The sequence below is a fragment of the Pseudomonas sp. FG86 genome (assembly GCF_057808775.1).
Genome location: NZ_JBMDIS010000076.1, coordinates 21,792 through 29,699, shown reverse-complemented (window position 1 = coordinate 29,699; position 7,908 = coordinate 21,792). Strand labels below are relative to the sequence as shown.

The window sequence follows — 7,908 nt, the reverse complement described above, 5'->3', positions numbered from 1 at the left end:
CCTCAAGCCTACGCAGAACCCAATGTGGGAGGGGGCTTGCCCCCGATAGCCGTGGACCAGCCAGCTCATCAAGTGACTGACACACCGCCATCGGGGGCAAACCCCCTCCCACATTTGGGACTTCACAAATCTTCAGATAACTGTCACCCAACAAAAAGCCCCGACTCGTGAGAGCCGGGGCTTTTTGTTGGTGCGCTACAACGGCTTAGCCGTTGAACACATCATCCACGCTTTGCAGCGGGTAGTTCTTCGGATACGGCAGGGTCGCCACACCGGTCTCGATGGCGGCTTTAGCCACGGCATCGGAGATCACGGTGATCAAGCGCTTATCCATTGGTTTCGGGATGATGTACTCACGGCCGAATTCCAGCTTGGCGCCACCGTAGGCATCGCACACATCCTGAGGGACTGGCAGCTTGGCCAGTTCACGCAGGGCGTTTGCAGCAGCCACTTTCATTTCTTCGTTGATGCGCTTGGCGCGAACGTCCAGGGCACCACGGAAGATGAACGGGAAGCCCAGTACGTTGTTGACCTGGTTCGGGTAATCGGAACGGCCGGTGGCCATGATCACGTCGTCGCGGGTGGCGTGAGCCAGCTCCGGGGCGATTTCCGGGTCCGGGTTGGAGCAGGCGAACACGATCGGGTTGGCCGCCATGGCCTTCAGGCCTTCAGCGCTCAGCAGGTTCGGGCCGGACAGGCCGACGAACACGTCGGCACCGTCAAGGGCCTCAGCCAGGGTGCGCTTGGAGGACGGGTGGGCAAACATCGCCTTGTACTGGTTCAGGTCGGTACGCTCGGACTGGATCACGCCCTTGCTGTCGACCATGTAGATGTTTTCCAGCTTGGCGCCCATGCTGACGATCAGCTTCATGCAGGAGATGGCCGCAGCGCCAGCACCCAGGCAGACGATCTTGGCGTCAGCCAGGGTTTTGCCAGCGATTTCCAGGGCGTTGATCATGCCGGCCGCGGTAACGATCGCGGTGCCGTGCTGGTCATCGTGGAATACCGGAATGTCGCACTGCTCGATCAGGGCCTTCTCGATCTCGAAGCACTCAGGTGCCTTGATATCTTCCAGGTTGATGCCACCGAAGGTGATGGAAATGCGCTTAACGGTGTCGATGAAAGCCTGCGGGCTTTCGGAATCGACTTCGATGTCGAAAACGTCGATGCCGGCAAAGCGCTTGAACAGCACGCCTTTACCTTCCATGACTGGCTTGGAGGCCAATGGGCCGAGGTTACCCAGGCCAAGGATCGCGGTGCCATCGGAAATCACTGCAACCAGGTTGCCTTTGCCGGTGTACTTGTAGGCCAGCTCAGGGTCGCGGGCGATTTCACGTACGGGCTCGGCAACGCCAGGGCTGTAGGCCAGCGACAGGTCGCGGGCAGTGGCAGTGGCCTTGGTGAGCTCTACACTCAGCTTTCCTGGACGAGGATGGGCATGATATTCGAGAGCGGCAGTTTTCAAATCAGACATATCGGCATTCCGCTTTTACTGTTGGTCGACGGACCGCCGAGGATACTCGTGTCGCAAAGTCCCTACAAGACTGGGCAGTCACCGGTGTCAAGGGCCCTGCACTAAGACTTTCGGCCAAGAGCCACGGGATACAAGGGCTTAACTGTTCACAATCGATACAAAAAATGTCTACAATTTTTTCTCAAGGCGTGGTTTTCAACATGCCGGGGGCGGTCAGTGGCAGGAGCCAACGGGCCTGTCCACTTTTCAGGCCGCCACGTCGCGCACGATCCTGTACCCAGCCACGCGCCTCGATCGAGCGGCCTTGCAGACCATCGAGCAGCACCGTGTCGAATTGACTGATCAAATCGGGCGCAATGCGTAATACCAGCGCCCCTTGCAATTCAATCCAGATTCCGCCGCGATTGCGCTCTATCCTGCTGACCCGGCCGCCGACCACGGCAAACCCGGAACGCTTGAGCTGCTCCGCGCTTTGCACCGGCGATTGGCGCCACACCCCCAGGCGTGCCTGGCGAGCGCTGTCTTCCGCCGCCTGCTGACAGGCGACAAGGTCGACATTCGGCGCCACACCCACCTGGAAACCCAGGCCGTCGGCCAGCAGTTGCGCCTCCAGGTTCTCGCCGTTGGCACCGTAGAGGTGGGCCAGCGTGCGACCATAATGATCCTTGCGCTCACGCCCCGGCACCAGGCCCACGCGCCCCTCACTGGCGTCCACCAGTGTCTGCAGGCGCAGGCGGGCGGCAACGGCAAAAGGTTCGTCGGGGCGGCCCTTCTTACCGATTTCCGGCGCGTTGAGGCCGATCATACGCACGCTGCGGCCATCCTTGAGGCGCACCGTGTCGCCATCCACCACGCGCTGCACGTCTACGCGCGCCAGGGCCGCCGGTGCGGGGCAGAACACCTGGGCCTGGGCCGCCGACAGCCAAATCCCAGGCACAAAAAAGGCGCCCACAAGGGACGCCTTTTTCAACAGCTGGCAAAAGCCCATAAGGCCCTTGAGCCTTACTCTGCTGGAGTAGCAGCAGGCTTCTTGCCGAAAGCACCAAAGCGATCTGCGAAGCGCTGTACACGGCCGCCGGTGTCCAGAGTTTTCTGCTTACCGGTGTAGAACGGGTGGCACTCGTTGCATACGTCAGTACCCAGTGGCTTGCACAGGTTCGAGCGAGTTTCGAACTTGTTGCCGCAGCTGCAGGTTACTTCGATGGTTTCGTACGCTGGATGGATATCGGCTTTCATGGTGACTTCCTCGGGCTAGCGTGCCGCCACTCGACACTATTGTCGAATACCGCACTTAATTAGGCCGCGGATTCTACCAGACCTTTTTAAACGCGCAAGCGTCGACGCCCGTCGCCGGTAAAGATAAAAGCGCCTTTCATCAGAAAACAACGGCATAGCCTGGCCCTTGCGGGAGCGCTCTGGCTCGCGATGCAGGCACCGCAGTGCTGCATGCTCACCGCCGGTCTGCTAGTCTCCCGCCCCTGCGCCACCGCCTGCCCTTATAGATGAGACCCCCCGCGTGCCCGACGCCATCCTGCGCCTCGCCCTGCCCTCGCCCCTGCGCCGCCTGTTCGACTACCGGGCCCCAGCCGGTGTGCTGCGCGCGCAGTTGCAGCCGGGCATGCGCGTGCGCGTGCCGTTTGGCCGCAGGGAGATGATCGGCATCCTGGTGGAAGTCGCCGACCACAGCGAAGTGCCCGCCGAAAAACTCAAGCCCGCCGTGGCCATCCTTGATGCCACGGCGCCTCTGCCGCCCGCGCTGTTCAAGCTGTGCCTGTGGACCGCCCAGTATTACCAGCACAGCCTGGGCGACACATTGAGCTGGGCGCTGCCCGTACTGCTGCGCCAGGGCGAGCCGGCCGAGGCGCGCCAGGAGCGCTTCTGGTCGATGGTGCCCGGCGCGCGCCTTGACGACCCACGCATCGCCCGCGCCCCGCGCCAGCGTGAAGCCCTCGCCACCCTGGCCCAGCACCCCCATGGCGTCGCGCATCAGCTATTAAGCAAGCTGATGCTGAGCAAAGACAGCCTCGACCTGCTGCTGGCCAAGGGCCTGGTGCAAGTGGAAATCCGCAAGCACGCCCCCGACCCACGCCACGAACACTGGCTGGCCCAGCCGGAATTGCCGCTCAACCCCGAACAACGCGCCGCGTACGAAGCCATTCGCGCCGGTTTCGACTGTTTCCACGCATTCCTGCTGGCCGGTGTCACCGGCAGCGGCAAGACCGAAGTCTATTTGCAGCTGATCCGCGAAACCCTGCAAGCCGGCAAGCAGGCGCTGGTGCTGATCCCCGAAATCAACCTGGGCCCGCAGACCCTGGCGCGTTTCGAGCAACGCTTCAACGCGCGTATCGCCCTGGTGCATTCGGCGGTCAACGACCGGGAGCGCCTGGAGTCCTGGCTGGCGGCGCGGGACGGCGAAGCAGACATCATTATCGGCACCCGTTCGGCGCTGTTCACGCCGATGAAAAATCCCGGGCTGATCATCATCGACGAGGAGCACGACGGCTCCTATAAACAGCAGGAAGGCCTGCGCTACCACGCCCGCGACCTGGCGCTGGTGCGCGCCCGCCAGGAAGACATCCCGATCGTGCTGGGTTCAGCCACGCCGTCCCTGGAAAGCCTGCACAACGCCTACACCGGTCGTTATGGACTGCTGCGCTTGAACGAACGGGCCGGCGGCGCCAAACAGCCCCGCTTCCTGCGCCTGGACGTGAAAAGCCGCCCGCTGGACAGCGGGATTTCCGGCCCGATGCAGCAGGCCATCGGCCAGACCCTCGCTGCCGGCCAGCAAGTCCTGGTGTTTCTCAACCGCCGTGGCTTTGCGCCGACGCTGCTGTGCCATGACTGCGGCTGGATGTCCGAGTGCGAGCGCTGCGATGCGCGCATGACCGTCCACCAGCGCCATGGCGAACTACGCTGCCACCACTGCGGCCATGTGGAGCGCGTGCCACGCCACTGCCCGCAGTGCGGCAAGGTCGACCTGCGCCCGGTGGGTGCCGGCACTGAGCGCGCCGAAGAGCGCCTGGGCATTCTGTTCCCGGACTACCCGGTACTGCGGGTCGATCGCGACAGCACCTCGCGCAAAGACGCGATGAACCAACTGTTCGCCACGATCCAGAAAGGCCAGCCGTGCATCCTGGTGGGCACGCAGATGCTTGCCAAAGGCCATCACTTTCCACGGGTGACCCTGGTATCGATCCTGGATGCCGATGGCGGCCTGTTTTCCGGCGATTTCCGCGCCAGCGAGCGCATGGCACAACTAATCGTGCAGGTCGCCGGGCGCGCCGGGCGGGCCGAGGAGCCGGGCAAGGTGATCATCCAGACACACCTGGCCGACCATCCACTGCTGATTCAACTGACAGAACAAGGCTACTTCGCCTTCGCCGAGCAGGCGCTGAGTGAACGCCGCTCCGCTGGCCTGCCGCCCTTTGCGCACCTGGCGTTGCTGCGCGCCGAAGCCCACAAGCCGGGGCAGGCCGAAGGTTTTCTGGATGAAGCGTGCAGCGCCGCCGAACGCTTGCTCGGCGAACTGGGCCTGGGCGGCATCGAATTGCTCGGCCCCGTGCCCGCCCCCATGGAGCGCCGCGCCGGACGTTATCGCGCTCAACTACTCCTGCAAGCCACCTCCCGCGCGCCCCTGCACCGGCTATTAAGTAGCTGGTTACTTGCGCTGGAGCAAATGCCCAGCGGCCGCCAGGTGCGATGGTCACTGGATGTAGACCCGGTAGATTTGTATTAAGCCTGGCCATAGGTCCTGCGAAGGTTGGCAAGCCCGCCCTCGCCACGGATAATGCCCAGTTTTTCCACCTGCGCATCGCGCACCGCCGCTTGCGGTCGAAAGAGAACACCATGAAAGACACCATTCGCCAGCTGATCCAACAAGCCCTCACCCAACTCGTCAACGAAGGTGTGTTGCCTGAAGGCCTGACGCCGGCGATCCAGGTGGAAAACACCCGCGACAAGACCCACGGTGACTTCGCCAGCAACATTGCCATGATGCTGTCCAAGCCCGCCGGCATGAAGCCGCGCGACCTGGCAGAGAAAATCATCGCCGCGCTGCCCGCCGACCCACAGGTGAGCAAGGCCGAAATCGCTGGCCCAGGCTTTATCAATATCTTCCAGAACACCCAGGCCCTGGCCTCGCGCCTCGACGCCGCGCTGGCCGATGCCAGGATCGGCACGCGCAAAGCGGGTGATACCCAGCGTGTGGTCATTGACCTGTCGGCGCCGAACCTGGCCAAGGAGATGCACGTGGGTCACCTGCGTTCGACCATCATCGGCGACGGCGTGGCGCGGGTACTGGAGTTCCTCGGTGACACCGTGATCCGCCAGAACCATGTGGGCGACTGGGGCACCCAGTTCGGCATGTTGATGGCCTACCTGCAGGAGAACCCGATCACCAGCAACGAGCTGTCGGACCTGGAGAACTTCTACCGCGCCGCGAAGAAGCGCTTCGACGAATCCGAAGAGTTCGCCGACCGTGCCCGTGGCCTGGTGGTCAAGCTGCAAGCCGGCGACAAGGAATGCCTGGAACTGTGGAGCCGCTTCCGCGATATCTCGCTGGCCCACTGCCAACACCTCTACGAACTGCTCAACGTCAAGCTGACCATGGCCGACGTGATGGGCGAAAGCGCCTACAACGACGACCTGATCAACGTGGTCAACGACCTCAAGGCCAAGGGCCTGCTGGTCGAGAGCAATGGCGCACAGTGCGTGTTCCTCGAAGAATTCAAGACCGCCGATGGCGAGCCGCTGCCGGTGATCATCGTCAAGGCCGATGGCGGCTATCTCTACGCCACCACTGACCTGGCCGCCGTGCGCTACCGCAGCGGCGTGCTCAAGGCGGATCGTGCGCTGTATTTCGTCGACCAGCGCCAGGCCCTGCACTTCCAGCAGGTGTTCGAAGTGGCGCGCCGCGCCGGTTTCGTCACCCACCCGATGCACATGGAACACATGGGCTTCGGCACCATGAACGGCGCCGATGGCCGCCCGTTCAAGACACGCGACGGCGGCACCGTGAAGCTGATCGACCTGCTGACCGAAGCCCAGGAACGCGCCTACACCCTGGTGAAGGAAAAGAACCCGGAGCTGGCCGAGGCCGATCTGCGCAACATCGCCCGTGTGGTGGGCATAGACGCGGTGAAATATGCCGACCTGTCCAAGCATCGCACCAGCGACTACAGCTTCAACTTTGAACTGATGCTCAACTTCGAAGGCAACACCGCGCCGTACCTGCTGTACGCCTACACCCGCGTGGCCGGGGTGTTCCGCAAGCTGGGCAAGGATTTCAGCGAAGTGCAAGGGCGGATCGTGCTGGAAGCCCCCCAGGAACAGGAGCTGGGCGCCAAGCTGGCGCAATTCGGCGAAGTGCTGAACAGCGTCGGCGAGAAAGGCACGCCGCATATCCTGTGCACCTATTTGTACGAAGTAGCCGGGTTGTTCTCCAGCTTCTACGAGAACTGCCCGATCCTCAGCGCCGACGACGAAGCCCACAAGCAAAGTCGCCTGCGCCTCGCCGCACTGGCTGGACGGACCCTCAAGCAAGGCCTGGAACTGTTAGGCCTGGAAACCCTGGAGCGTATGTAAGTTGGCCGCCAAGAAAAAACCTGCCCCCAAGCGCGGCGCCAGCCGCTACCAGGCACCGGCAAAGAAGCCCATTCCGGGCTGGCTGTGGATGGCCATCGGCCTCACGGTCGGCGCGTTTATCGTGTTCCTGATGAAGCTGGACCCAGGCCAGGGCGATGACGTCAAACGCGTCAAGCAGGAGCAGCAAAAAGCCACGAAAATCGCCGAGGCCAACAAGACCACGCCAAGTCCGACCGCACCGGTGAAGCCGAAATACGACTTCTATACGTTGCTGCCGGAATCGGAAGTGATCGTGCCGCCTGACGCCGTGCCGGAAAAAACCCTGCCGACGCCACAAGTGCCGACCACCCCGGTAACCCCGGCGGAAGCGGCGAAAATCGACACCGCCCGGGCCCAGGCCGCGCTGGCCGGGATCACCCCGCCACCAGCACCACCGGTTGCGGAGACCAAGGCAGCGCCGGTGACCAAGTTCTTCCTGCAAGCGGGCTCCTTCCCGAAACAGGCGGATGCGGATCGTGTGCGTGCGCAGATCATCCTGCTGGGACAGTCGGTGACGGTAGAATCCGGCACTGTGAAAGATGCGACCTGGTATCGCGTACTGGTGGGGCCGTTCAGCAACCGCGAACAGCTGACCGTGGCGCAGAAACAATTGGCGGGCGCGGGCTTTAGCAACCTGTTGTTACAACAACGCCAGAGCCGCTGATTCAAGCTCAACACCGATCAAAATGTGGGAGGGGGCTTGCCCCCGATAGCGGAGTGTCAGTCAATCAATCTGGTGACTGATACACCGCCATCGGGGGCAAGCCCCCTCCCACATTGGTTCTTGGGTGTTCTCGAAAGTGTGTCAGACA

6 protein-coding genes are annotated in these 7,908 nt (G+C 62.8%); 3 read left to right on the top strand and 3 right to left on the bottom strand.

Translation table 11 applies throughout. The features are described 5' to 3' along the window. Positions 1 to 205: 205 nt before the first annotated feature. The 3 genes from ACODSV_RS29155 to rpmE all read right to left on the bottom strand — a co-directional run bounded on the left by ACODSV_RS29155 (position 206) and on the right by rpmE (position 2,710). Complete coding sequence (locus ACODSV_RS29155; protein ID WP_024072958.1) at positions 206 to 1,474, bottom strand: malic enzyme-like NAD(P)-binding protein; 1,269 nt, start codon at positions 1,472 to 1,474, stop codon at positions 206 to 208. A gap of 181 nt (positions 1,475 to 1,655) precedes the next feature. Then, positions 1,656 to 2,462 carry a thermonuclease family protein gene (locus ACODSV_RS29150; protein ID WP_150054088.1) on the bottom strand — a complete coding sequence of 269 codons (807 nt, stop codon included), beginning with the start codon at positions 2,460 to 2,462 and terminating at the stop codon, positions 1,656 to 1,658. A 14-nt stretch (positions 2,463 to 2,476) separates the two neighbouring features. Then, positions 2,477 to 2,710, bottom strand: a complete 234-nt coding sequence (gene rpmE, locus ACODSV_RS29145) for a 50S ribosomal protein L31 (RefSeq protein WP_005784030.1) — start codon at positions 2,708 to 2,710, stop codon at positions 2,477 to 2,479. 280 nt (positions 2,711 to 2,990) lie between these two features. Between rpmE and ACODSV_RS29140 the strand changes: the two genes are divergently transcribed. The 3 genes from ACODSV_RS29140 to ACODSV_RS29130 all read left to right on the top strand — a co-directional run bounded on the left by ACODSV_RS29140 (position 2,991) and on the right by ACODSV_RS29130 (position 7,760). Further along, complete coding sequence (locus ACODSV_RS29140) at positions 2,991 to 5,210, top strand: primosomal protein N' (RefSeq protein WP_069075065.1); 2,220 nt, start codon at positions 2,991 to 2,993, stop codon at positions 5,208 to 5,210. A gap of 110 nt (positions 5,211 to 5,320) precedes the next feature. After that, a complete protein-coding gene (argS, locus tag ACODSV_RS29135) occupies positions 5,321 to 7,057 on the top strand; it encodes an arginine--tRNA ligase (RefSeq protein WP_150054090.1) in 1,737 nt (578 codons plus the stop codon). A 1-nt stretch (position 7,058) separates the two neighbouring features. Next, entirely contained in the window at positions 7,059 to 7,760 is a 702-nt protein-coding gene (locus tag ACODSV_RS29130; RefSeq protein WP_024072954.1) for an SPOR domain-containing protein, read from the top strand. The last annotated feature ends 148 nt before the right edge of the window (positions 7,761 to 7,908 follow it).

Excerpts from the sequence above, each read along its gene's own strand:
- ACODSV_RS29155 (WP_024072958.1), bottom strand. The coding sequence starts at position 1,474 with ATGTCTGATTTGAAAACTGCCGCTCTCGAATATCATGCCCATCCTCGT.
- ACODSV_RS29150 (WP_150054088.1), bottom strand. The coding sequence starts at position 2,462 with ATGGGCTTTTGCCAGCTGTTGAAAAAGGCGTCCCTTGTGGGCGCCTTT.
- rpmE (WP_005784030.1), bottom strand. The coding sequence starts at position 2,710 with ATGAAAGCCGATATCCATCCAGCGTACGAAACCATCGAAGTAACCTGC.
- argS (WP_150054090.1), top strand. The coding sequence starts at position 5,321 with ATGAAAGACACCATTCGCCAGCTGATCCAACAAGCCCTCACCCAACTC.